22 protein-coding genes are annotated in these 23,493 nt (G+C 73.7%); 7 read left to right on the top strand and 15 right to left on the bottom strand.

The genetic code is table 11. The features are described from left to right. Positions 1-72: 72 nt before the first annotated feature. Complete coding sequence (locus ACFTWP_RS14360; protein WP_073922031.1) at positions 73-276, top strand: cold-shock protein; 204 nt, start codon at positions 73-75, stop codon at positions 274-276. A 236-nt stretch (positions 277-512) separates the two neighbouring features. Continuing rightward, entirely contained in the window at positions 513-2,255 is a 1,743-nt protein-coding gene (locus ACFTWP_RS14355) for a DEAD/DEAH box helicase (protein ID WP_380264817.1), read from the top strand. Positions 2,256-2,356: 101 nt separating this feature from the next. On the opposite strand, the gene ACFTWP_RS14350 is transcribed toward ACFTWP_RS14355, so the two are convergent. Continuing rightward, entirely contained in the window at positions 2,357-3,292 is a 936-nt protein-coding gene (locus ACFTWP_RS14350; RefSeq protein WP_380264816.1) for a helix-turn-helix transcriptional regulator, read from the bottom strand. Positions 3,293-3,420: 128 nt separating this feature from the next. Between ACFTWP_RS14350 and ACFTWP_RS14345 the strand changes: the two genes are divergently transcribed. Beyond that, positions 3,421-4,458 (top strand): gluconolaconase, encoded by a 1,038-nt coding sequence (locus ACFTWP_RS14345; RefSeq protein ID WP_380264815.1) that lies wholly within the window; start codon positions 3,421-3,423, stop codon positions 4,456-4,458. 179 nt (positions 4,459-4,637) lie between these two features. Next, positions 4,638-5,540 carry a DMT family transporter gene (locus tag ACFTWP_RS14340; RefSeq protein WP_380264813.1) on the top strand — a complete coding sequence of 301 codons (903 nt, stop codon included), beginning with the start codon at positions 4,638-4,640 and terminating at the stop codon, positions 5,538-5,540. Between the two features lie 77 nt (positions 5,541-5,617). Here the strand turns inward: ACFTWP_RS14340 and ACFTWP_RS14335 are convergent, their stop codons facing one another. The 11 genes from ACFTWP_RS14335 to ACFTWP_RS14285 form a co-directional block, all read right to left on the bottom strand. Next, the gene (locus ACFTWP_RS14335) at positions 5,618-6,412 is read right to left on the bottom strand and encodes a sirohydrochlorin chelatase (RefSeq protein ID WP_380264812.1); all 795 of its coding nucleotides are present in this window, start codon (positions 6,410-6,412) and stop codon (positions 5,618-5,620) included. An 11-nt stretch (positions 6,413-6,423) separates the two neighbouring features. Further along, the gene (locus ACFTWP_RS14330) at positions 6,424-7,326 is read right to left on the bottom strand and encodes an ABC transporter permease (RefSeq protein ID WP_380264811.1); all 903 of its coding nucleotides are present in this window, start codon (positions 7,324-7,326) and stop codon (positions 6,424-6,426) included. Then, complete coding sequence (locus ACFTWP_RS14325) at positions 7,313-8,116, bottom strand: ABC transporter ATP-binding protein (protein ID WP_073922040.1); 804 nt, start codon at positions 8,114-8,116, stop codon at positions 7,313-7,315. Before ACFTWP_RS14325 ends, ACFTWP_RS14330 begins: the two co-directional genes overlap by 14 nt. 175 nt (positions 8,117-8,291) lie before the next feature. Then, positions 8,292-9,446: an aliphatic sulfonate ABC transporter substrate-binding protein gene (locus ACFTWP_RS14320; RefSeq protein WP_380264810.1), complete on the bottom strand. Its 1,155-nt coding sequence runs from the start codon at positions 9,444-9,446 to the stop codon at positions 8,292-8,294. Positions 9,447-9,714: 268 nt separating this feature from the next. Beyond that, positions 9,715-11,070 (bottom strand): sulfate adenylyltransferase subunit 1, encoded by a 1,356-nt coding sequence (locus tag ACFTWP_RS14315; protein WP_380264809.1) that lies wholly within the window; start codon positions 11,068-11,070, stop codon positions 9,715-9,717. Between the two features lie 2 nt (positions 11,071-11,072). Continuing rightward, on the bottom strand, positions 11,073-12,023 hold the full coding sequence (gene cysD / locus ACFTWP_RS14310; protein ID WP_380264808.1) for a sulfate adenylyltransferase subunit CysD: 951 nt from the start codon (positions 12,021-12,023) through the stop codon (positions 11,073-11,075). Then, entirely contained in the window at positions 12,020-12,616 is a 597-nt protein-coding gene (gene cysC / locus ACFTWP_RS14305; RefSeq protein WP_380264807.1) for an adenylyl-sulfate kinase, read from the bottom strand. The genes cysD and cysC overlap by 4 nt, the downstream gene beginning before the upstream one ends. 38 nt (positions 12,617-12,654) lie before the next feature. Beyond that, positions 12,655-13,353: a phosphoadenylyl-sulfate reductase gene (locus ACFTWP_RS14300; RefSeq protein ID WP_380264806.1), complete on the bottom strand. Its 699-nt coding sequence runs from the start codon at positions 13,351-13,353 to the stop codon at positions 12,655-12,657. Further along, complete coding sequence (locus ACFTWP_RS14295) at positions 13,337-13,543, bottom strand: hypothetical protein (RefSeq protein WP_380264805.1); 207 nt, start codon at positions 13,541-13,543, stop codon at positions 13,337-13,339. Before ACFTWP_RS14295 ends, ACFTWP_RS14300 begins: the two co-directional genes overlap by 17 nt. Continuing rightward, a complete protein-coding gene (locus ACFTWP_RS14290) occupies positions 13,540-15,264 on the bottom strand; it encodes a nitrite/sulfite reductase (RefSeq protein WP_380264804.1) in 1,725 nt (574 codons plus the stop codon). Before ACFTWP_RS14290 ends, ACFTWP_RS14295 begins: the two co-directional genes overlap by 4 nt. Positions 15,265-15,472: 208 nt before the next feature. Further along, a complete protein-coding gene (locus tag ACFTWP_RS14285) occupies positions 15,473-15,556 on the bottom strand; it encodes a putative leader peptide (protein ID WP_310593185.1) in 84 nt (27 codons plus the stop codon). A 275-nt stretch (positions 15,557-15,831) separates the two neighbouring features. On the opposite strand from ACFTWP_RS14285, the gene ACFTWP_RS14280 reads away from it, so the two are divergent. Continuing rightward, positions 15,832-17,172 (top strand): YihY/virulence factor BrkB family protein, encoded by a 1,341-nt coding sequence (locus ACFTWP_RS14280; protein ID WP_380264803.1) that lies wholly within the window; start codon positions 15,832-15,834, stop codon positions 17,170-17,172. Positions 17,173-17,200: 28 nt separating this feature from the next. Here the strand turns inward: ACFTWP_RS14280 and ACFTWP_RS14275 are convergent, their stop codons facing one another. Together ACFTWP_RS14275 and ACFTWP_RS14270 are read right to left on the bottom strand one after the other, a co-directional pair. Then, positions 17,201-18,067, bottom strand: a complete 867-nt coding sequence (locus ACFTWP_RS14275) for a GyrI-like domain-containing protein (RefSeq protein ID WP_380264802.1) — start codon at positions 18,065-18,067, stop codon at positions 17,201-17,203. Between the two features lie 154 nt (positions 18,068-18,221). Beyond that, a complete protein-coding gene (locus ACFTWP_RS14270; protein ID WP_380264801.1) occupies positions 18,222-18,818 on the bottom strand; it encodes a TetR/AcrR family transcriptional regulator in 597 nt (198 codons plus the stop codon). Positions 18,819-18,921: 103 nt separating this feature from the next. On the opposite strand from ACFTWP_RS14270, the gene ACFTWP_RS14265 reads away from it, so the two are divergent. Both ACFTWP_RS14265 and rsgA read left to right on the top strand, forming a co-directional pair. After that, positions 18,922-20,358 carry an MFS transporter gene (locus tag ACFTWP_RS14265; RefSeq protein ID WP_380264800.1) on the top strand — a complete coding sequence of 479 codons (1,437 nt, stop codon included), beginning with the start codon at positions 18,922-18,924 and terminating at the stop codon, positions 20,356-20,358. 342 nt (positions 20,359-20,700) lie between these two features. Then, positions 20,701-21,879 (top strand): ribosome small subunit-dependent GTPase A, encoded by a 1,179-nt coding sequence (rsgA, locus tag ACFTWP_RS14260; protein ID WP_380264799.1) that lies wholly within the window; start codon positions 20,701-20,703, stop codon positions 21,877-21,879. A gap of 87 nt (positions 21,880-21,966) precedes the next feature. On the opposite strand, the gene ACFTWP_RS14255 is transcribed toward rsgA, so the two are convergent. Further along, positions 21,967-23,436 carry a GH1 family beta-glucosidase gene (locus ACFTWP_RS14255; RefSeq protein WP_380264797.1) on the bottom strand — a complete coding sequence of 490 codons (1,470 nt, stop codon included), beginning with the start codon at positions 23,434-23,436 and terminating at the stop codon, positions 21,967-21,969. Positions 23,437-23,493 lie beyond the last annotated feature (57 nt).

The following is a 23,493-nucleotide window of genomic DNA, read 5'->3' as shown; positions in this document are numbered from 1 at the left end:
CCGGATGGGGATCGCGGCTACTTTGGGGCCCACGAGGTGTGGGTCCTGATGCCCCAGTATGAGGAGACGGTTATGGCTACCGGCACCGTGAAGTGGTTCAACAGCGAAAAGGGCTTCGGCTTCATCGAGCAGGACGGTGGCGGCGCTGACGTGTTCGCCCACTACTCGAACATCCAGGCGAACGGTTTCCGTGAGCTGGTCGAGGGCCAGAAGGTCGAGTTCGACGTCACCCAGGGCCAGAAGGGCCCGCAGGCCGAGAACATCCGCGTCATCTGAGTCCAGCCTCCGAGCTGACTCAACGTCGCGAAGCGAGGGCCCGTACCGCACGGTGCGGGCCCTCGTGCATGCCGCCGAACGGCCGGGGCGGCAGTGGTTCATTCCTCTCCTGACGGCCGACCTTCCCCAGCTCCCCGCTGGGGGCCCTACCCCCAGCCTCCGCGGGGGGTACCCCCAAGGTCCGCCACCACGGCACAGCCGTGGCCGTCGGCCGCATCAGGACGGAAAATCACTCCATGACCGATCAGTCACGCCCGCAGCGCAACCGCAGCACCGGCGGCCGCACCCAGGGCGCCGCAGCGGGCCAGGCCGGCCGCGGCCGCCCCCGCACCGGTGGCAACGCCAGCAGCAGCGGCGGCTTCAGCGACGCCCAGCGCCGCAGCGGCACCAGCGGCGGCGGCCTGCGCAGCGCCGGCGGTGCCGGTGGCGCCGGCGGCCGCGGTCGCGGCCGGGGCGCCGCGCCCCGCGAGCGCGCCGTCGAGGCGCCCGCCGACTTCGCCATCCCCGAGGGCACCCCGGCCCGCCCGCCGGCGGCGACCTTCGCCGAGCTGGAGATGCCCAAGGGCCTGCTCTCCGCGCTGACCCGCGAGGGCGTCACCGAGCCCTTCCCGATCCAGTCCGCCACGCTGCCCGACGCGATCGCCGGCCGTGACGTGCTGGGCCGCGGCCGCACCGGCTCCGGCAAGACCCTCGCCTTCGGCCTCTCGATCCTCGCCCGGACCGCCGGCAAGCGCGCCGACGCGCGCCGCCCGCTGGCCCTGGTGCTGGTGCCGACCCGCGAGCTCGCCCAGCAGGTCACCGACGCCCTCACCCCGTACGCGACGGCCGTGAACCTGCGGATCGCCACCGTGGTCGGCGGCATGTCGATCACCCGGCAGGCCAACGCGCTGCGCCGCGGCGCCGAGGTGCTGGTCGCGACCCCCGGCCGGCTCGACGACCTGATCAACCGGCAGGACGTCCGGCTCGACGAGGTCGCCGTCACCGTCCTCGACGAGGCCGACCAGATGGCCGACATGGGCTTCCTGCCGCAGGTCACCAAGCTGCTGGAGCAGGTCGCCGAGGGCGGGCAGCGGATGCTGTTCTCCGCCACCCTCGACCGCAACGTGGACCGCCTGGTCCGCCGCTTCCTGACCGACCCGGTGACGCACTCCGTCGACCCGTCGGCCGGCGCGGTGACCACCATGGACCACCACGTGCTGCAGATCGACACGGCCGACAAGGCCTCGGCCACCGCGCACATCGCCTCCCGCGAGGGCCGGGTGATCATGTTCGTGCACACCAAGCACGGCGCCGACCGCCTCGCCAAGCAGCTGCTGGCCACCGGCGTGAAGGCGGCCGCCCTGCACGGCGGCAAGTCCCAGCCGCAGCGCAACCGGACGCTGGACCAGTTCCGCGAGGGCCACGTCTCCGCGCTGATCGCCACCAACGTCGCCGCCCGCGGCATCCACATCGACGGCCTCGACCTGGTCGTCAACGTGGACCCGCCGATCGACCACAAGGACTACCTGCACCGCGGCGGCCGCACCGCCCGCGCCGGCGAGTCCGGCACCGTCGTCACCCTGGTGCTGCCCGAGCAGCGCCGCGAGGTCACCCGGCTGATGACCACCGCCGGGATCCGCCCCACCACCACCAAGGTCCGCCCCGGCGACGCCGAGCTGGCCCGGATCACCGGTGCCCGGACGCCCTCCGGCGTCGCGGTCACGCTGGCCGTGCCGATCAGCCAGGCCCCGGCGGCGAGCACCACCAGCGCCCCGCGCCGCCGCACCTCCGGCCCGCGCTCCTCGCTGCCCACCGACGTCGACATCAACGGCAACGCCCGCCGTCGCCGCCCCAAGCAGCGGATGGGCACCACCGGCGGCGGCGCCACCCACACCGCGGCCGGCTTCTCCGGCAAGGCGAGCAGCGGCTCCAAGCCCGGCTCCGGCTCCAAGAGCGGCGGCAACTACGGCACCGGCCGCCAGCGCCGCCAGGCCAACTGACGCACCCCGCCGGCCCGTCCGGCGGGTACACGAAAGCGGGCACCGCCTCCGGGCGGTGCCCGCTTTCGTCGTTGCGTCCCGCCGCCGGGGCGCGGCGGGGATCAGCCCTCCGCGTGCCCGTACGCCGGCTCCCGGCCCCACTCCGGCTCCTGATCCGACGCCCGCTCCGGCGCCAGTCGGCGCAGCCGCTCCGCGGTCTCGTCGTCCCGCGGCGCGAGCACCACCAGCTCCAACTGCGGCTCGGCCTGCGCCCGCAGGATCAACTGGTCGATCCGCAGCAGGCCCAGCGCCTCGTGCCGCAGCTCCTTCTCGGTGCCCGAACGCTCCTGCACCTGGTGCTCGTCCAGCCAGCGGTCCGCCTCGGGGAAGTTCGCCCGCAGCCGCGCGATCAGCGCCGCCATCCGCCGCGCCCCGGGCGAGCCGTCGCCGCCCCGCTCGCCGTAGGCGGCCCGCAGCTGCGCCAGGGCCCGACGGGCATGACGCTCCCAGTCCACCGTCCGCGCCCGGTGCGCGTGGTTGGCGAAGATCACCCAGCCGAGGTTGCGCTCCCGCGCCGGCCACCGGGAGAACTCGAACAGCGCGTCCGCCTGCGGGTTCCAGCCCCGGACGTCCCAGTCGGCGTCGATCAGGAAGGCGGGGGACGGCGACTGCGCGTGCAGCAGGCGCAGCAGCGCGGCGGGCACCCGCTCAGGCACCGAGCCCTCGGTCGGCAGCGGGTGGCTGCCCGCGAGCCGGAACAGGTACTCCGTCTCCGCCTGGTCCAGCCGCAGCGTGCGGGCCAGGCTCGCCAGCACCTCGGGGGAGGGGTTGATCGCCCGCCCCTGCTCGAGCCAGGTGTACCAGGTCACCCCGACGCCCGCGAGCACCGCGAGCTCCTCCCGCCGCAGGCCGGGGGTGCGGCGGCGCAGCCCGGGCGCCATCCCCACGTCCTCGGGCGTCAGCCGGGCCCGCCGGCTGCGCAGGAAGTTGGACAGCGCCGTCCGCCGCGGTGTGCCGCCCGCCCCCGCCGTGCTCGCCGCCGTTCCGGTCGTCGTCATGATCCGCCCCCGCCGTCGCGTCCCTGGTAGCCGTACTACCAGTATCGCCACGCACTGCCGCGTCCCCGCGCCCCGCACGAGGCTTGACCCGTCAGCACGTTGAAGATCCCTTACCCGAGGAGCATCCGATGAGGCGTCAGCTTCGCCGCGCCCTGGTGGCCGCCGCGGCCACCACCCTGCTCACCGTCGTCGCGGTCCCGGCCGCCGGCGCCGCGACCACCGCCCCGGCCGCGGGGGCGCAGCACGCCCCCGCCCGCTATCCGGCCGTGGTCGACGGCCACGCGCCCAGCCTGCACCCCGAGGGCGTGACCTGGGACGCGGCCCACCAGCGGTTCCTGGTGGGCTCCCTCCGCCACGGTACGGTCTCGGTCGTCCGGCCCGACGGCAGCGTCCGCACCCTGGTCGACGATCCGTCGGCGCTCGTCTCGGTGATCGGCCTGCACGCGGACCCCGCGCGCGGTCGCGTCCTGCTGGCCAACGGGGACAACGGCGTGGGCCTGCGCAGCTCGGCGGCCACCACGGGCCTGCTGGCCGGGATCGGCGCGTACGACCTGGAGACCGGCCGCCGGATCTTCTACACCGACCTCGCCGCGGTGGCGGGCGACGGCGGTCCGCACTTCGCCAACGACATCGCCTTCGGCCCGGACGGCACCGCGTACGTCACGGACTCGCGCGCGCCGATCGTCTACCGGGTGGGGGTGGACGGCCGGGCCTCCGTGCTGCTGCGGGACGAGCGGCTCGCCGCCGCACCGGGCGGCTACGGGCTGAACGGGATCGTGTACCAGGACGGCGCGCTGCTGCTCGGCAAGTACGACGACGGCACGCTCTGGCGGGTCGCCCTGCGGCACCCGTCCGAGGTCCGGCCGGTGCCGGTCGGCGGGGCGGGCGGGGCCCTGGTCGGGCTCGACGGGCTGGCCGCCGGCCGCGGCGGCGCCGTGCTGGGGATCACCAACGCGCTGGGTGCACCGGGCCGGGACGCGCAGGTGGAGCTGCGCTCCTCCGACGGCTGGCGCACCGCCCGGCTGGCCGCCGTCCACCCCTCCGCGGACCCGGCGCCGACCGCCGTGACGGCGGGCCCCGGCGGTCACCACTACCAGCTCGCCGGCCGGATGGACCTGCTGTTCGCGGGCACCACGTCCGACACCTTCGTGCTGCGCCGGGTCTGAGACCGGGTGATCTGAGACCCCGCCGCACCGGTTCGCCCGCTCGTCCGGCCGGCCGACGGCTGCTGGCCGTACCGCCGCCCGGGTGACCGGCGTCGGTACGGCCCGCCGGCGCGCCCGGGCGGGCCGGCCGGATGGCAGGCTGGCCGGGTGCTGTGGGTTCCGGCGGAGCGGAGTGAGCTGTGCAGAGCGTCTGGGCCGTCGCGTTCGCCCTGCTCGCCGCGGCCAGCAACGCGACGGCCACCGTGCTCCAGCGCAAGGCGGCCGCCACGGTGCCGCTGTCGGCCGGGTTCCGGCTGCGGCTGATCGTCGAGCTGCTGCACCGGCCGGTGTGGCTGGCCGGGTTCGGGGCGATCGTGCTGGCGGCCTGCTTCCAGGCGCTGGCGCTGTCCGAGGGCGCGCTCTCACTGGTGCAGCCGCTGTTCGTGCTGGAACTGCCGATGGCCATGCTGATCGCCGGCGTCGTCCTCGGGCGGCGGCTGACCCGGGGGAGCTGGCTGGCGGTGCTGGCCGTGGTCGCCGGTCTGGGGGTGGCCCTGGCGGCGGCCGACCCGCAGGGCGGGATCACGCAGCCGCCGGACGGGCGCTGGGCGGTGGCGGTCGGCTGCTGCACCGGGGCGGTGGCGTTGCTGGTCCTGGTCGCGCGGCGGCACCCGCCGGGCCGGCTGCGGGCGGGCGCCCTGGCGGCGGGGGCGGCGATCGGGAACGCGCTGACGGCGGCGCTGATGAAGGCGGCCACCCATGCCTGGCAGAGCGACGGGGTCGCGGGGTTCTTCGAGGCCTGGCAGACCTACGGCTTCGCGCTGGCGGGCGCCGGTGCGGTGTTCCTGCTGGAGAACGCGATGCAGTCCGGTCCGCTGGTGGCCTCGCAGCCGGCCCTGACCCTCACGGACGCGCTGGTGAGCCTGGTGCTCGGGGTCGCGCTGTACGAGGAGACGGTCCGGACGGGCTGGTGGCTGGTGCCGGAGATCGCGGGTGCGCTGGCGATCCTGGCGGGCGCGGTGGTGCTGGCGCGCACTCCGCTCGCGCAGCTGCTGGCGGAGTCCGGGAGCGGGGACGCGGTGGCGGGCGAGGTCACGGGCTGACCGCCGTACGGCGGCCGCTCGGCACCGGGCACTCAGGGGCCGGGCACACGGGCGCCGGGCACTCAGGGGCCGGTCAATCAGGCGCTGAGGACCGCTGCCTGCTGCCGGGCGCCCACCGTGACGGCCGTCCGGGCCTCGTCGTAGCGGCGCAGGATCAGCTCGGCGACCTCCGGGGCGGCGCCCAGCACGGTCGCGGTGAGGTCGGCCCGGGCCCGCGCGGCGGCGTCCGCGATCCGGTCGGGCAGCAGCCCGGGGGCGAGCAGGTAGGGGGCGACGGCGATCCGGCGGGCGCCGCCCGCGCGCAGGGCGTCGGCCGCGTCGGGCACCCGGGGGCCGGCGGCGGACGCGTAGGCGACCTCCACACCGGCCCAGCCGCGGCCGCGGTGCCAGTCGGCGGCCAGGGCCCTGGTGGCGGCGTCGGCCGCCGGGTCGGAGGAGCCGGCCGCGGCGAGCACCACGCCCGTCCGGGCCCGGACGGCGGCCGAGCCGACGTCCAGCCCGGCCTCGGCCAGCCGGCGCTCCAGCGCGGCGAGCAGCAGCGGCGACGGGCCGAGGACTCCGGCCAGCGGGAGGTCCGAGCCCGCCTCCCGCAGGGCGGCCGGGATGTCGCTCTTGGCGTGGAAGGCCCGGCCCAGCAGCAGCGGCACGGCGACCGCCGGTGCGCCGGCCAGCCGGCCGGTGACCTGCGGGATCCGGGGAGCGCAGTGGTCCAGGTACGCGGTGGCGACGTCCAGTGCGGGCCGCAGCCCGCGGATCCGCCCGACCAGGGCGTCCACGGTGGCGGCGTGCCGCGGGTCCCGGCTGCCGTGGGCGATCAGCAGCAGGGCAGGGCTGCCCGCCGGCGGAGCAGCGGGCAGCCGAGTGAGGAACATGACCTTCGACCTTACCGGGCGGCGGCGAGCAGGCCGCGGTTGCGCAGCACCCGGCGCTCGATCGGGGCGAACACCAACAGCTCGATGGCGATGCCGACGAACAGGATGAGGATGATGCCGAGCAGCACGCCGGACATCTCGGAGAACTCGCGCTGGTTCTCCAGGTAGCGGCCGAGGCCCTGGCCGAGGTCGGGCGAGCTGGCGACGAGCTCGGCGGCCATCAGCGAGCGCCAGGAGAACGCCCAGCCCTGCTTGAGACCGGCCAGGTAGCCGGGCAGCGCGCCGGGGAGCAGCACGTGCCGGGCGTTGGAGAGGCCGCTGGCGCCGAGGGTGCGACCGGCCCGCAGGAACAGCGGCGGCACCTGGTCGATGCCGGCCACCAGGCCGTTGGCGATGGAGGGGACGGCGCCGAGCAGGATGACGGCGTACATCATCTGGTTGTTGATGCCGAGCCAGATGACGGCGGCGGGAACCCAGGCGACCGAGGGCAGCGACTGCAGGCCGGACAGGATCGGGCCGACGGCCGCCCGGACCGGCTTGACCTGGGCGACCAGCAGGCCGATCGGGGTGCCGATGACGACGGCGATGACGAAGCCGGACAGGCCGCGCCAGACGCTGGTCCAGATGATCTCGAAGAGGGTGCCGGCGTTCCACAGGTCCCCGGCGGCGTCCCAGACGTCGGCCGGGCTGGGCAGCTTGTAGGAGCTGGTCAGCTCCAGGCTGTACGCGCCTTGCCAGAGGGCGAGCACCAGGAGCACACCGAGCAGCGGGGGGAGGGCCTTCTGCCGCAGGGTCTGGGCGAAGGACTGGCCCGGGGCGGCGACGGTCTCCAGCGCGTCGAGGCCGGCCTCGACGCTGACGGAGTCCGGCACCGAGTCCTTGACGAGGCCGGGGGCGGTGTCAGTGCTGGCCATGGCGGCGGATCTCCCCACGCAGTTCTTCGGTGATCTCGATGGACAGGTCCGCGACGCCGGCGGACTCGATGCGGCGCGGCTGCGGCAGGTCGATCCGCCACTCACGGGCGACCCGGCCGGGGCGGGAGGAGAGCAGCACCACGCGCTGGGCCAGCCGGACGGCCTCGCGCACGTTGTGGGTGACGAACAGGACGGTGAGCTTCTGCTCGGCCCAGATCCGGGTGATCTCGTCGTGCAGGACGTCCCGGGTGATCGCGTCGAGCGCGGCGAACGGCTCGTCCATGAGCAGGACGGAGCTGCCCTGGGCGAGCGCGCGGGCCATCGCGACGCGCTGGCGCATGCCGCCGGAGAGCTCGTGCACGCGCTTGCCGTAGGAGCCCTTGAGGCGGACGAGCTCCAGCAGCCGCTCGGCCTCGGGGCGGCGCTCGGGGCGGGCCACGCCGTTGAGCCGCAGCGCGAGTTCGATGTTCTTGCCGGCCGTGAGCCAGGGGAAGAGCGCGTGCTCCTGGAACATCAGCGAGGGGCGCCCGCCGGGGACCTCGATGGTGCCCGAGGAGGGCTTGTCGAGGCCGGCGACCAGGTTGAGCAGGGTGGACTTGCCGCAGCCCGAGGCGCCGAGCAGCGTGACGAACTCGCCGGGGGCGACGTCGAGGGTGATGTCGTCCAGCACGTGGGTCGCGGCGCCGGGGCGGCCGAAGGACTTGTGGACGTGCGAGATCCGGACGGCGGGGGAGCCGTCCAGGACCCCGGCGCCGGGGGCGTCTTCCGAGGTGGTCAGTGCCGGGCTCATCCGGGCACCTCCTGCATGAGTGGACTGGCGGACTGGCTGAGTGGGAGCCGGGGTCCGGCCCCGCCCGGCCCTGTGACTGGGCATCGACCGGGTGGGCGGGGTTCCGGACCGCGGAGCTTGTGCGGGTCGCGCTGCGGGTGCCGCGGCCGGCGGTGGGCCGGCCGCGGCATACCGGCTACTTGGTGCCGAGCCCGGCGTCCGCCACGGCGCTCTGACCGGCGGCCTTGAGCACCTTGTTGAGCAGGGTCAGGTCGTAGATCCCGTTCAGGTCGGGCTTCTTGAGCAGGCCCGCGGTCACCGCGTGGTCCGCCTCCGACTGCAGGGTGCCGGCCAGCGGGTCGTCCAGGAAGTCGATGTCCTGCCAGGCCGGGTCGAGGACGGCGGGCTCCAGCGCGTTGCCCGCGGCCTCCTTGATGGCGGCGTTGGCGGAGGCCTTGGCCTTCTCCGGGTTGGCCTTGATGAAGGCGTTGGTGTTCACCGAGCCGCGCAGTACGGCCTCCACCACGTCCGGGTGCTCCTTGAGGAACTTCTGGGACACGATGATGTTGGTGATCACGAACTTGTTGTCCGGCCAGATGGACTTCTCGTTCAGCAGGACCTTCGCGCCGAGCGTGACCAGCTTGGAGGCGGTCGGCTCGGGCACCCAGGCGCCGTCGATCGCACCGGACTTGTAGGCGTCCGGGGTGACCTTGTTGTCGGTGCGGACGACCGACACGTCGCCGGCGCCGGTGTTGGCGTCGACCTTGAAGCCCTTGGTGGAGAGGTAGTTGAGCAGCGCCACGTCCTGGGTGTTGCCCAGCTGCGGGGTGGCTATCTTCTTGCCCTTGAGGTCGTCCAGCGAGGTGACCTTGTCGGGGTTGACGACCAGCTTGACGCCGCCGGAGGCCGAACCGCTGATGATCTTCAGCGACTTGCCGTCCGACTTGGTGAAGCCGTTGATGGCCGGGGAGGGGCCGATCCAGCCGATGTCGATCGAGCCGGCGTTCAGCGCCTCGATCTCCGCCGGGCCGGCGTTGAAGATCTGCGGCTTGATCTGGGTGGTGCCCAGCTCCTTCTGGAAGATGCCTTCCTTCAGGCCGACCAGCGGGGTGCCGTGGGTCAGGTTGGCGAAGTAGCCGATCTTGACCGTGTCGGTGGAGAGCTTCACGTCGCCCGCGGGGGAGGCCGCCGCCGGCGAGCCGGCCGCCTTGTTGTCGGTGCTCTTCGAGCCGTAGCCGCAAGCGGTCAGCAGGGTGACGGCGGTGAGGCCGGCGACGACCGCCACGGCGGACCGTCTGATCCGGCCGGCCGGGGTGCGGGCAGCATTATGGGGGAACTGGTTCGAAGCCATGAGAAGTCGTCCTGTTCATGGACGGGCCGTCAACTGACGTCCCTGGTACGGAGGCTGGGGGTATCGCTCGCGGCATCGTGATGCCGGGCAAGCCGGGCGGTGCCTGCTGTGCCAACTGTGGGATGGCACAGGGCAGCCGGCCCGGTGACAGGGGATCAGTGCCCCTGTCCGCCCACACATCGCGTCAGTCCGCCCTGGCCGCTGCCGAGGACGCCGCTGCCGATGCGGCCGCCTTCCTTGTCCATGCCCGAGAACGCCTCGTGGGGCATCAGACCCAGTCCTCCTCGTCCGTCGCGTCCGGCGCGATCGTGTCGAAGGCCTCGCCCGCCATGCCGGCGGTGAGGGTGGTGCCGTCGGCCGGGTCGATCAGCAGGAAGGACCCGGTCCGGCGGTTGTCGGAGTAGTCGTCGAGCGACAGCGGCTCGGCGGTGCGCAGCACCACGTGGCCGATGTCGTTGACCGACAGGCCCTCGGCGCCGGAGCGCTGTTCGAGGGTGTCGATGTCGATCCGGTAGCCGATCTCCTTGACCAGCGCGCGCACCGTGCGGGTGGTGTGCTTGAGCAGCACCTTGTCCCCGACCCGCAGCGGGCGCTCGTGCAGGTGGCAGACGGTCGCCGCGACGTCCTTGGTGGGCGTCGGGACGTCGCCGGCCGCGATCAGGTCGCCGCGCGAGACGTCGATGTCCTCGGCGAGGCGGACGGTGACCGACTGGGGGGCCCAGGCGATGTCCGTCTCCTTGCCGAGCGCGTCGATGCCGGCCACCGTGGTGACGTGTCCGGACGGCAGCACGGTGACGGTGTCACCGGTGCGCAGCACGCCGGAGGCGAGCTGGCCGGCGTAGCCGCGGTAGTCCGGGAACTCGGCGTTCTGCGGGCGGATCACGTACTGGACGGGGAACCGGGCGGGCTCCTCGCTGGGGTCGCTGCCGACCGGCACGGTCTCCAGGTGCTCCAGCAGGGTCGGGCCGCCGTACCAGTCCATGTGGGCGGACGGCTCGACCACGTTGTCGCCGGCCAGCGCCGAGATCGGCACCGCCACCACGTCCCGGACGCCGAGCGAGGCGGCGTACGCGGTGAACTCCGCGGCGATGGCCGCGAAGACCGGCTCCGCGTACTCGACCAGGTCCATCTTGTTGACCGCGAGCACCACGTGCGGCACCCGCAGCAGCGCGGCCACGGCGGCGTGCCGGCGGGTCTGCTCGACCACGCCGTTGCGGGCGTCGACCAGCACGACGGCGAGCTCCGCGGTGGAGGCGCCGGTCACCATGTTGCGGGTGTACTGCACGTGGCCGGGCGTGTCGGCGAGGATGAAGCGCCGGCGCGGGGTCGCGAAGTAGCGGTACGCGACGTCGATGGTGATGCCCTGCTCGCGCTCGGCGCGCAGGCCGTCGGTGAGCAGCGCGAGGTCCGGGGTCTCCTGGCCGCGGCCGAGCGAGACGCGCTCGACGGCCTCCAGCTGGTCGGCCAGTACGGACTTGGAGTCGTGCAGCAGCCGTCCCACCAGGGTGGACTTGCCGTCGTCGACGGAGCCGGCGGTGGCGAAGCGCAGCAGCGCGGTGGCCGACGCCTCCTCGCCGAACGGGTTCTCGGAGGGGGCCTGGGTGTTGTGCAGGTCGGTCGGCATGGTTAGAAGTACCCCTCGCGCTTACGGTCTTCCATGGCGGCCTCGGACATCTTGTCGTCCGCCCGGGTCGCTCCTCGCTCGGTCAGCCGGCTGGCCGCGATCTCGGCGATCACGTCGCCGATGGTGGCCGCGTCCGAGTCGACCGCGCCGGTGCAGGACATGTCCCCGACCGTGCGGTAGCGCACCAGGCGCCGCTCGACGGTCTCGGTCTCCTTGGGGCCGCCCCACTCGCCGGCGGTGAGCCACATGCCGTTGCGGGCGAAGACCTCGCGCTCGTGGGCGTAGTAGATCTCGGGGAGCTCGATCTTCTCCCGCTCGATGTACTGCCAGACGTCCAGCTCGGTCCAGTTGGAGAGCGGGAAGACGCGCACGTGCTCGCCGACCGCGTGCTTGCCGTTGTAGAGGCTCCAGAGCTCGGGGCGCTGGCGGCGCGGGTCCCAGGCGCCGAACTCGTCGCGCAGGGAGAAGACGCGCTCCTTGGCGCGGGCCTTCTCCTCGTCGCGGCGTCCGCCGCCGAAGACGGCGTCGAACTTGTTGGACTCGATGCCGTCCAGCAGCGGGACGGTCTGCAGCGGGTTGCGCAGGCCGTCCGGGCGCTCGCGCAGCCGGCCGTCGTCGATGAAGTCCTGGACGTGGGCGACGTGCAGCCGCAGGTTGTGCTCGGCCACCGCGCGGTCGCGGTAGGCCAGCACCTCGGGGAAGTTGTGGCCCGTGTCGACGTGCAGCAGGGCGAACGGCACCGCCGCCGGCCAGAAGGCCTTCAGCGCCAGGTGCAGCATGACGATGGAGTCCTTGCCGCCGGAGAAGAGGATCACCGGGCGCTCGAACTCGCCTGCCACCTCGCGGAAGATGTGCACCGACTCCGCTTCGAGGGCGTCCAGGTGCGACAGGGCGAACGGTCCGCCGGGGTTCTCTCCTGCGGTACCGGGCAGGGTGTGGGTCGCGGTCGTCATGCCAGTCCCCTCGTGGTCAGGAAGGTGTGCAGCTCGGCGGCGGACTCGGTGACGGCGCGGCCCTGCGTCTGCAGCCGCAGCTCCGGGTTCTCCGGTGCCTCGTACGGGTCGTCCACTCCGGTGAGGCCGGAGATCTCGCCGGCCGCCTGCTTGGCGTACAGGCCCTTGACGTCCCGCTCCGAGCAGACCTCGACCGGGGTGGCCACGTGGACCTCCAGGAACTCCGTGCCCTGCGCGCCGTGGCGCTCGCGGACGGCGGCGCGCGAGGCGGCGTACGGCGCGATGACCGGGGCCAGCACCTTGACGCCGTTCGCGGCGAGCTTCTCGGCGACGAAGCCGATCCGGGTCACGTTGGTGTGCCGGTCCTCCCGGCTGAACCCGAGGCCCTTGGAGAGGAATTCGCGGATCTCGTCACCGTCCAGGACCTCCACCCTGTGGCCCTCGGAGCGCAGGCGCTCGGCGAGGGCGAAGGCGAGGGTGGTCTTGCCCGCGCTGGGCAGCCCGGTCAGCCACACCGTGGCGCCGCGCTCGCAGGGGGCAGCCGAAGGGGCCGCCTCTGCGGCTCCGTCGACGGCCGACGTGTCTGTGGTCACGGTGGGATCTCCTGGTGGTACGGGTCGGTGGGGCGGGGTCAGAGGTGGATGCCGCACTCGGTCTTGCCCGAGTCGGCCCAGCGGCCGGCGCGGCCCTCCTCGCCCTCGGCGGGCTTGCGGGTGCAGGACAGCGGCGAGCAGCCGACCGAGGTGTAGCCCTCCCACAGCAGCGGGTTGAGCAGGACGCCGTTGGCGGCGACGTAGGCGTCCACGTCCTCCTGGGTCCAGCGGGCGATCGGCGCGATCTTGACCTTGCGGCGCTTCGCGTCCCAGGCCACCACCGGGGTGCCGGCGCGGCTCGGCGACTCGTCGCGGCGCAGTCCGGTGGCCCAGGCGTCGTAGCCGCCGAGGCCGCGGTTCAGCGGCTCGACCTTGCGCAGCGAGCAGCAGAGGTCCGGGTCGCGGTCGTGCAGGTTCGGCCCGTACTCGGCGTCCTGCTCGGCCACGCTCCGCAGCGGCGTCAGGGTGATGACGTTGACCGGCATCACCGCCGCCACCGCGTCCCGGGTGCCGATGGTCTCGGCGAAGTGGTAGCCGGTGTCGAGGAAGACCACGTCCACGCCGGGGAAGACCGAGGAGGCGAGGTGCGCGACGACCGCGTCCTCCATCGAGGAGGTGACGCAGAACCGCTTGCCGAAGGTCTCGGCGGCCCAGCGCAGGACCTCCTGCGCCGGTGCCTCCTCCAGGTCGCGGCCGGCGGCGGTGGCTATCGCCTCGTAATCAACCGTGCTGGTCATCCTGGTTCCCCCCGTTCGCGGGTGTGCTCCGGTGCCCGGTGTTCGACGGCGACAGCAGGCCGAGGAACTTCAGCTGGAACGCCCGGCGGCAGCTCGCGCACTCCCAGGCCCCGTGCCCGCCCTCGGCGGAGGGGCGCAGGTCCTCGTCCCCGCAGTACGGGCAGTGGAAGGGTGCGGCGCGCTCGCTCACGACAGGGCCTCCTCGGACGCCCGGGCGGTCCACTGGGCGAACCGCTCGCCCTCGGTGCGCTCGGCCTGGAAGCGCGTCAGGACCCGCTCCACGTAGTCCGGCAGGCCGTCCTTGGTGACCTTCAGCCCGCGGACCTTGCGGCCGAAGCCGGCCTCCAGGCCCAGCGCGCCGCCCAGGTGCACCTGGTAGCCCTCGACCTGCTCGCCGTTCTCGTCGGTGACGAGCTGGCCCTTGAGGCCGATGTCGGCGACCTGGATGCGGGCGCAGGCGTTCGGGCAGCCGTTGATGTTGATGGTCAGCGGCTCGGCGAACTCCGGCAGGCGCTCCTCCAGCTCGTCGATGAGCGTACGGCCGCGCTCCTTGGTCTCGACGATGGCGAGCTTGCAGTACTCGATGCCGGTGCAGGCCATCGTGCCGCGGCGGAACGGGGAGGGGGTGACCCGCAGGTCCAGTGCCTCCAGGCCGGCCACCAGCGACTCGACGCGGTCCTCGGCGATGTCGAGGACGATCATCTTCTGCTCGGCGGTGGTCCGCAGGCGGTCCGAGCCGTGCGCGGCCGCCAGGTCGGCGATCTGCCCGAGCAGCTTGCCGTCCACCCGGCCGACCCGCGGTGCGAAGCCGACGTAGTAGCGGCCGTCCTGCTGGCGGTGCACGCCGACGTGGTCGCGCCAGGTGCCGCTGGGCTCCTTCGGCGCGGGGCCGTCGACCAGCTTGTACTTGAGGTACTCGTCCTCCAGCACCTGGCGGAACTTGTCCTTGCCCCAGTCGGCGACCAGGAACTTCAGCCGGGCGCGGTTGCGCAGCCGGCGGTAGCCGTAGTCGCGGAAGATGCCGATGACGCCGCCGTAGACGTCCGCGACCTCCTCCAGCGGGACCCAGGCGCCGAGGCGCACGCCGAGCTTGGGGTTGGTGGAGAGGCCGCCGCCGACCCAGAGGTCGAAGCCGGGGCCGTGCTCGGGGTGGACGACGCCGACGAAGGCGATGTCGTTGATCTCGTGCGCGACGTCCAGCAGCGGGGAGCCGGAGACCGCCGACTTGAACTTGCGCGGCAGGTTGGAGAACTCCGGGTTGCCGATGAAGCGGCGCTGGATCTCGTCGATGGCGGGGGTGCCGTCGATGATCTCGTCCTCGGCGATGCCGGCCACCGGGGAGCCGAGGATGACGCGCGGGGTGTCGCCGCAGGCCTCGGTGGTGGAGAGGCCGACGCCCTCCAGCTTCTGCCAGATCGCCGGCATGTCCTCGATGCGGATCCAGTGGTACTGCACGTTCTGCCGGTCGGTCAGGTCGGCGGTGTTGCGGCCGTACAGCTCGGAGACCTCGGCGATGGCCTTCAGCTGGGCGACGGTCAGGCGGCCGCCGTCGATGCGCACCCGGAGCATGAAGTACTCGGCGTCCAGCTCGTGCGGGTCGAGGATCGCGGTCTTGCCGCCGTCGATCCCCTCCTTGCGCTGGGTGTACAGACCCCACCAGCGCATCCGGCCGCGCAGGTCGGCCGGGTCGATCGAGTCGAAGCCGCGCTTGGCGTAGATCGTCTCAATGCGTGTCCGCACGTTGAGACCGTCGTCGTCCTTCTTGAACTGCTCGTTGGCGTTCAGCGGGGTGAAGTGCCCCATGGCCCACTGGCCCTCGCCGCGGTGGCGGGTCACCTTGCGGGCGGCGGCGGGACGGCGCGCGGGGGCGCTCTCTTCCTGGGGCTCGACCGGTTCGGGAGTGGTGGCCATGGTGAATCCTTACGGGCAGGTGGCTCTGACGCTGAGGGGAGGCGCTGGGCGTTGCTCCGGTGCGGCGCTGCTGTGACCTGCGGGCCTGCACGCGGTGACGTGCCGGACCAGGGGACAGTGACCGGGGCCGGGTGGGCGCCCGCGCATCCGCTTCAGCGAGGATGACGAGGAGTGGCGCCGGGTGCGGTGGTGGCGGCGGGGTGGGAGCTCAGGTCACCGGACAGATGGCGCTGGACACACGGAGGAGATCGACGTGGAGTCGACCAACCAGGGTGGTTCCGGCGCTAGGCATGGCAAGAGATTGGCACGCCTGGCGGTTGTCGGTCCACTAACGTCCGAATAGTGGACGTAATGGTTTCGCGATGTGAGACAAGCGGCTCTTTCCCACGCTCGGAAGGTTACGGCCCGTCGCGCGGTCGCACCCGCACCCCCCGCCGAGTCCCCTCCCACGGAGGCGTCCCCGCCGTCCGGCCCCCCGGCGGGGACCCGTGACGTCCGCCCGGGGGCCCGTAGATCCGTCTCCGGGGCCGGGCCCGATACCGTAGGGCTGTGCAACCAGCCGGCGAGATGACGAGACCCAACCCCGACCGCCCCTCCCGGCGGCGGGGCAAGGGCTCCCGACGCGCCGCCAAGCGCGTCACCTGGCGGAGTACGGCCTGGGCGCTGATCAAGGACACCACCAACACCTGCGTCGAGTACCGGGTCACCGGCCTCGCCGCCGAGGCGGCCTTCTTCACCCTGCTCTCGATCCCGCCCCTGCTGCTCTGCCTGGCGGGGACGCTCGGCTACCTCGACGAGTTCCTCGGCGCCGGCACCATCGACAAGCTGAAGCAGGACATCGTCTCAGCGGCTGGGACGGTGCTCTCGCAGTCGTCCGTCCACCAGATCGTCGAACCGCTGCTGCACGGCGTCTTCGACGACAAGCGGCCGGACCTGATCTCGATCGGCTTCCTGCTGTCCCTGTGGTCCGGCTCCCGGGCGCTCTACATCTTCATCGACACCATCACCGTGATGTACGGCCTCGACGGCAAGCGCGGCATCGTCAAGACCCGTCTGATGTCACTCGGCCTCTACCTCGGCGCGCTGGTGATCGGCTCCCTGGTGCTGCCCCTGCTGGTGGCCGGGCCCGGGCTGGTGGTGGCCGCCCTGCCGAACGCCGCCGGCCTGGTCAGCGCGCTCTACTGGCCGGTGGCGATCCTGCTCCTGGTGGTCTTCCTCACCACCCTCTACCACCTCGCCGTCCCCGTCTCCACGCCCTGGCGCGAGGACATCCCCGGAGCCCTGGTCGCCCTGGTCGTCCTGGTGGTCTGCAGCGTGCTGCTCCGGGTCTACCTGGTCAGCTCCGTCGAGGGCCCCTCGGTGTACGGGTCGCTGGCCGCGCCGGTGGCCGTGCTGCTCTGGATCGGCGTGGTCGCGCTGGCCGTCCTGATCGGCGCCGCGATGAACGCGGCCATAGACCGTCGCTGGCCCACCCTGGAGACCGCCGACGCCCGCGCCGAGAACGAGCGCGCCCACGAGGAGGCCGCCGCCGCGGTCGTCCGCGAGGTCGCCGCCCGGCGGGCCGTGGAGCGGGCCAGGCGGGCCCGCGAGCTCGGCCTCGCCGAGGGCTACGAGGAGGAGTACGAGGGCGAGGAGGGCGACGAGGGCGACGCGCCCTCGGAGTACCCCGAGCGCTGGGCCGACTTCCTGCCGCCCGAGAACGTCAAGGGCCGACTGGCCGCCCGCGGCCCGCACCACCACCGCCCCGGCCCGCCCCCGCCGGACAGCGACCGGCCGGCCGGTCCGCCGCCCGGCGACGAGCCCGGTCCGGAGGACGGCCCCGGCTTCGGCCCGGACTTCGGCGAGCACCGGTTCCCCGGCGCCCAGCCCCCCGGCCGCCCGCCCCGCCCGCCCTGGGAGCAGGGCTGACCGGACGGGCGTCCGGGCACGGCCCGGTTCAGGCCGCCCCGCGCTCCACCGGGATCCACAGCTGGGCGTCGGCCTGCGCACCGTCCGGCGACGGCCGGACGGCGAGGATCTCCGGCCCCGGCCGGCTGCGGTACGGGTTGGACGGGAACCACTGGGTGTAGACGTCCCGCCACAGGTACTGCAGGGCCTGCGGGTACGGGCCGGTGTTCTCGAAGACCGCCCACGTCCCGGCCGGGACGAGCAGGGCGTCCAGGTCCTCCGGCGGGTCCGCCCGGGTCAGCGCGGCGTGGTAGTAGTCGAGCTCGGTGCCCTCGGCCCGGCTCTCGTCGATGTTGTCGGTCACCGAGACGATGCCGGCCGGCTCCTGGTCCGACAGCTGCGCGATCCGCCGGGCCGTCTCCGGCCCGACGGACCTGATGAACTCCGCGATGGCCGGATTGACCCCCTCGTGCACGAGCGGGACCCGGGCCCTGCGCCCCACCACCCGGAACTCCGCCCGCTCCACGATCCGGTACCTCATGCTGCTGCTCCCTTCGACGACGAGCCGGAAGGACATCCGGGGCTGGGAGCGCAGGGCCGCGCCGGTGCGCCTGGCCTCGCCGGGCCCGACGCCGTGCATCGCGCGGAACGCCCGGGCGAACGCCTCGCCCGAGGCGTAGCCGTACCGCACCGCGATCTCCAGCAGGGTCCCCGGCCCGGCCAGCACCTCGGCGCCCGCGACGGTCAGCCGTCGGCGCCGGACGTACTCCGAGAGCGGCATCCCCGCCAGTGCCGAGAACATCCGCCGGAGGTGGTACTCCGAGGTCATCGTGATCCGGGCCAGCTCGGCCACGTCGATCTGCCCGTCCAGCCGGGACTCGATGTGCTCCATGGCCTGATTCAGTCGCTCCAGCACCCGGTGTCCTTCCTTTCCTTGCCTTCACCGTAGGAAGGGGCCACCCTGCCGCACCCGACATCCTGTGCCCGTTCCGGTCGGGCGCCGGGGGCGGTGCCGCGCGGCCGTCCGGCCCGGGCCCGGCCGTCGGGAGCGTCGGTGGCGCCCCCGCCGGTCAGCGCGCCCCGTCGGGCAGCACCAGGCCCTCCAGCACCAGTGCGAGGAACCGCGGGCTGCCGTCGTGGCCGGGCGCGGCGTTCTCGCGCACCCAGGCGGCGCCGCTGAGCAGGTCGAACAACTCGTCCGGGGTGAGGTCGGGGCGGACCCGTCCGGCGCGCTGGGCCGCGCCGAGCAGCTCGGCGCCGGCGTCGTGCATGGCCGTGCACATGGCGTGCGAGGGGGTGCCCTCGTCGTACATGCTCGCGGCCAGGATGCCGACCAGTCCGCGGAAGGTGCTGAAGTGCCGGACGGCCTGCCGCATCCAGTCCGTCAGCGTGTCCAGCGGGTCGTCGCCGGGGGTCGCCCGCCGGGCCTGGGCGACGAGATCGCGCAGGCCGTCCCTGGTGGCGGCCTCGACCAGGGTGGCGCGGGTGGGGAAGTGGCGGTACAGCGTCCCGATCGCGACGCCCGCCCGGGCGGCGATGTCCTCCAGCGAGGCGTTGGAGCCGTCGGCCTCGAAGGCCCCGCGGGCGGCGGTCAGGACGGCGTCGTAGTTGCGCTGCCCGTCGGCCCGCTTGGGCCGCTGCGCGATGTAGGGCTCGGTCTGCGCCACTGGATCCTCCTGCTTGACTACCTGAGGCAGCCTCAGTTTAACTGACGTCACTTAACCTGAGGCTGCCTCAGGATGCAGCCAGGGCCACTGCCACGGAGGACTCATGAGCATTGACGCTGTTGCCGGCGAAGTCCCGGCCCGGGACACCCGGTCACAGGCCCGGGGCCTGCTGCTCGTGGCGATCGTCGGCGCGGAGTTCATGCTCCAGCTGGACGGCACCGTCGTGAACGTCGCCCTGCCGACCCTGCAGTCGGACCTGGGCCTCTCGGCGGCCTCCGGGTCGTGGGTCCCGAACGCCTTCCTGCTCGCCTTCGGCGGACTGCTCCTCCTCGCCGGCCGGCTCGGCGACGTCCTCGGTCACCGCCGGGTCTTCGTCGGCGGCCTCGGCCTGGTCGTGCTGGCCTCCCTGCTGGCCGGCCTGGCCCCGGACATCGAGGTGCTGCTGGCCGGCCGGCTGCTCCAGGGCGCGGGCGCCGCCCTCGCCGGACCCAACGGCCTGGCCCTGCTCGCGGTGGTCTTCGAGGGTGAGTGCCGGCAGCGCGCCTTCGGCCTCTACTCGACCGTGACCGGCCTCGGCGCCTCCGCCGGCATGGTGCTGGGCGGCCTGCTCACCTGGGCCGGCGACTGGCGCTGGAGCCTGCTGGTGAACGTCCCGGTGGGCCTGCTGATCATCGTCGTCTCGCTGAGGACGCTCGGCCTCGCCGGCACCGGCGCCCGTTCGCGCCCGCTCGGCCTGCTCAGCGCGGCCCTGGTCACCGCCGCCGTCACCACCGCCGTGTACGGGCTCGTGCACGCCGCCGAGAAGGGCTGGGGGGACGCCGGAACGCTGGCGCCGCTGGCCGCCTCGGTGGTGCTCTGGCTGCTGCTCGCGGTCGTCGACCCGCGCACCGCGGAGCCCCTGCTGCCGGCCGCCGTCTTCGCCGGCCGCGAGCGCGCCGGCGCCTTCGTGAACCTGCTCCTGCTGGCCGCCGTGCTCACCGGCTTCCTGATCTACCTGGTCCAGTACCTGCAGGGCGTCCTGCACTTCAACGCCCTGCAGAGCGGTCTGGCCGTCCTGCCGTTCGGCCTGGCCCTGCTGGTCTCCACCCAGGTGCTCACCGGGTACGTCTCCGGCGTCGGGCCGAAGACCCGCGCCCTGCTCGGCCTGGGCGTGGTCCTGATCGGGGTGGCCTGGCTGACCCTGCTCGACGCGCACAGCTCGTACGTCACCGGGGTGCTCCCGCAGATCGTGCTCGTCGGCCTCGGCGTCGGGGTGGCGATCATCCCGTTCAACATGATCATCCTCAGCACGGCCCCGCCCGAGCACGCCGGTGTGACCGCCGGGGTGCTCCAGACCGCGCTGACCGTCGGCGGCTCGCTCGGCCTGGCCGTCCTGCTGATCCCGTTCACCGGCGGGAACGGCGAGATCGCCGACACCGTCTCGACGGTGTTCGTCTGGGCCGCCGGAGCCACCGTCCTGGCGATCCTGGCGGCCGTGCTGCTCTGGTACGGGCCCGGCTCCCGGAAGCCCGCCCCTCCGGAGCAGGCGGCGCAGGTCTGACCCCGCCCGGGCGGGGAGGCCAGCCCGGGCCGGGAGGGGCCGGGGCGGGCCTCCCCGCCCGGCCGGTCCGCGAAAAATGACTGGCAGCGCCTGACGCCCTTGGCTACCGTGGGCGTCGTCCGGTACGGCCCGTCGTGGGCCGCGCCGTCGAAGCCGTGTGTGCACCGGGAGGTGAGGATCGTGACGACTGTCGCCGCCGTGGGCGCCGTCCGCGTCCAGAAGGTCATCGCTCTCACCCCCCTGGTCTCCGGCTGACCCGGCGTCACCCCTGCGGGACGTCCGTACCTTCCTGACGCGCCGAGCGCGCGCAGCCGGGGCCACCCCCTGAAGGGTCACCCCGTCTTGTCGTTCTCCACCCTTTCCACCGTCTCCACCTCCTCCGCACCTTCCACCTCCTCCGCACCGTCCACCTCGGTCGCCCACCCGCTCACCGGCTACGGCTGGGACGAGGACTGGGCCGCCGACTTCTCCCTCCACACCGCCGTCGGCCTGCTGCCGGGCCGGGTCGTGCGGGTCGACCGCGGGCTGTGCAGCGTCGTCGTCGCCGACGGTGACGCGGTGCGCCTGCTGCGGGCCGAGATGGCCGACGTGTCCACCCCGGACCCGATGCGCTACGTCTGCACCGGCGACTGGGTCGCCGTCGACGAGGCCCCCGGCGGGCGCCCGGCCGTCCGGGCCCTGCTGCCCCGGCGCACCGCGCTGGTGCGCTCCACCAACAGCAAGCGGTCCGAGGCGCAGGTGCTGGCCACCAACGTCGACCAGATCGCGATCTGCGTCTCGCTCGCCTCCGAGGTCGACCTCGGCCGGATCGAGCGCTTCCTCGCCCTGGTCGCCTCCAGCGGTACGGGCGAGGCCCTGCTGGGCGGCGCCGAGCGGCCCGCCGCCGAGCCGCTGGTCGTCCTGACCAAGGCCGACCTGGTCTCCGACGCCGACTACATCCGCGCCGACGTCGAGGGCATCGCCCCCGGCGTCACGGTGCTGGTGGTCAGCGCCGAGACCGGCGAGGGGATGGACGTGCTGCGCGCCTGCACCCCCGGCAGCACCGCGCTGATCGGGCAGTCCGGCGCCGGCAAGTCCACCCTCACCAACATGCTCGCCGAGGCGGCGGTGATGACGGTCCAGCAGACCCGCTCGGTCGACGAGAAGGGCCGGCACACCACCACCGCGCGCGAGCTGGTGCCGATGGCGCACGGCGGCGTCCTGATCGACACGCCCGGACTGCGCGAGGTCGGCCTGTTCGGCGGCGAGGGCCTGGCCCAGGCCTTCTCCGAGGTCGGCGAGCTGGCCGAGGAGTGCCGGTTCCACGACTGCGGACACCACACCGAGCCCGGCTGCGCGGTCCAGGCCGCGCTGGCGGAGGGCACCCTCTCCCAGCGCCGCTGGGAGAGCTACCTCAAGCTGCAGCGCGAGAACGCCTGGATCGCCTCCCGCACGGACGCCCGGCTCGCCGCCGAGCGGCTGAAGAAGTGGAAGTCGATCACCAAGTCGGTCCGCGGCTCGGGGTTCCCGGTCAAGCGCTGACCGGCGGGCGCCGCGGACGGCGAGAACCGTACGGCCGCCCCGGGGTGTCAGATCCCCGGGGCGGCCGTACGGTCGTGCGGCGCGGGTTCAGCGCTCGGGCAGCTGCCCGGTGCGGATCACCTCCGCGTACCAGCGGGCGCTGTCCTTCGGCGTGCGGCGCTGGCTGGCGAAGTCCACGTGCACGATGCCGAACCGCTTGCTGTAGCCGTACGCCCACTCGAAGTTGTCCAGCAGCGACCAGAGGAAGTAGCCGCGCACCTCGGCGCCGTCGGCCACCGCGCGGCGCACCGCGTCCAGGTGGCCGTGCAGGTAGGCGATCCGCTCGGGGTCGTGCACGGCCCCGGACGGGTCGCTGTAGTCCTCGTACGCGGCGCCGTTCTCGGTGACCAGCAGCGGTACGCCGGGCAGGTCGTCGCGCAGCCGGGTGAGCAGCTCGTACAGGCCGTCCGCGTCCACCGGCCAGTCCATCGCGGTGCGGGTGCCCTCGGCCGGCAGGAAGCGCACGCCCTCGTCGGCCGGCCAGGGGGAGAGCTCGCTGGCGTGGCCGTCCAGGCGCGGTGCGGGCGCGGCCGGGTCGTCGGCGGCGACCACGGTCGGCGTGTAGTAGTTGATCCCGAGCGAGTCGATCGGGCGGGAGATCTCGGCCAGGTCGCCGTCCCGGACGAAGGACCAGTCGGTGAGGTGCGCGGTGTCGGCCAGCACGTCCGCGGGGTAGCTGCCGTGGAAGACCGGGTCGAGGAAGATCCGGTTGGCCAGGCCGTCGATCCGGCGGGCCGCGTCCAGGTCCCCCGGGGTGTCCGAGAGCGGGCGCACGGCCGCCAGGTTGAGGGTCAGCGACACCTGGGCCGCGGCCGGCAGTTCGGCGCGCAGCGCGGCGGTGCCCAGGCCGTGGGCGAGCAGCAGGTGGTGGTGCGCGGTCAGGGCCTCGGCCTGGTCGGTGCGGCCGGGGGCGTGGATGCCGGCTCCGTAGCCGAGGAAGGCGCTGCACCAGGGCTCGTTCAGGGTGGTCCAGGCGGGGATCCGGTCGCCGAGCCGGCGGGCGGCCAGGGCGGCGTACTCGGCGAACCGGTACGCGGTGCCGCGGTCGGTCCAGCCGCCCCGGTCCTCCAGGACCTGCGGGAGGTCCCAGTGGTAGAGCGTGGCGACCGGGGTGATGCCGTGGGCCAGCAGCTCGTCCACCAGCCGGTCGTAGAAGTCCAGGCCGGCCTCGTTGGCGGGGCCCTCGCCGGCCGGCTGGATCCGCGGCCAGGCGAGCGAGAACCGGTAGGCGCCCAGGCCGAGTTCGGACATCAGGGCGACGTCCTCGCGGAACCGGTGGTAGTGGTCGGCGGCGATCTCCCCGGTGTCGCCGTTGCGGACCTTGCCGGGGGTGCGGCTGAAGGTGTCCCAGATCGACGGCGACCGGCCGTCCTCGCTCGCGGCGCCCTCGATCTGGTAGGCGGCGGTGGCCGCGCCCCAGAGGAAGCCGGGCGGGAAGGCCGGTCCGGCCGCTTGCGCGGGGCCGGCGGCCCGCGCGGGCCGGGCCTGGGGGGGGGTGGGTAGGGCTTCGACGGACATATCGCCTTCCAGATGGGTGAGTTGGGGTGGGGGCGGGGGGGGCCGGCCGGCGCCCGC

The organism is Kitasatospora sp. NPDC057015 (assembly GCF_042673745.1).
In the GTDB taxonomy this organism is placed as follows: domain Bacteria; phylum Actinomycetota; class Actinomycetes; order Streptomycetales; family Streptomycetaceae; genus Kitasatospora.
This window is presented reverse-complemented; position numbering and strand designations above follow the sequence as displayed.